This window comes from Pseudoroseomonas cervicalis ATCC 49957 (genome assembly GCF_000164635.1).
Classification (GTDB): Bacteria; Pseudomonadota; Alphaproteobacteria; order Acetobacterales; family Acetobacteraceae; genus Pseudoroseomonas; species Pseudoroseomonas cervicalis.
Genome location: NZ_GG771217.1, coordinates 1 through 608, shown reverse-complemented (window position 1 = coordinate 608; position 608 = coordinate 1). Strand labels below are relative to the sequence as shown.

The window sequence follows — 608 nt, the reverse complement described above, 5'->3', positions numbered from 1 at the left end:
CCCGCTGCGGCTGCTCTCGCGCGGCCCTGACGCGCCGCTGCGCCTGGCGGCCCAGCACCCCGCCGCAAGGCTGGTGACCGACCATGCCGCCACCGCCGCGCGGCTGCGCGGCGCGCTGGGTGCGGAGCGCGTTGCCCTGGCCACACGCCCGGCCTTCCCCGAGGACCTGGAAGAAGAGTTCGAGCGTCTGGCCGGCATGGCGGTGCCGCTGCCGGGCGGCGGGCGGCTGACCCTGCATCCGACGCCGGCGCTGCTGGCCATCGACATCGATGCCGGCCCCCAGGCCGGCAGCCGCGACGCCGCCGCCCACCGCGCCCTGAACGCCGCCGCTTTGGCCGAGGCGCTGCGCCAGATCCGCCTGCGCCACCTGGCCGGCGCCATCCTGGTCGACATGGCCGGCATGAAGGTGGCCGCGCGCCAGGCGCTGCTGCCCGGGCTGAAGCCGCTGCTGGCGGCCGACCCGCATCTGCGGCTGCTCGGGCTGACCGGGCTTGGCCTGCTGGAGCTGCAGCGCCGCCGGGTCCACACCCCGCTGCACGAAGTGCTGGGCCACCCGCCCTCCCCCCTCACCCGCGGGCTGGCCGCGCCGCGGCGCGGGGTGCGGGACG

At 78.5% G+C, this 608-nt stretch carries 1 protein-coding gene; it reads left to right on the top strand.

Features of this window, described 5'->3' with window-relative positions:
• A partial coding sequence (locus HMPREF0731_RS22650) for a ribonuclease E/G (RefSeq protein WP_007006613.1) occupies window positions 1–608 on the top strand: 608 nt, incomplete at both ends.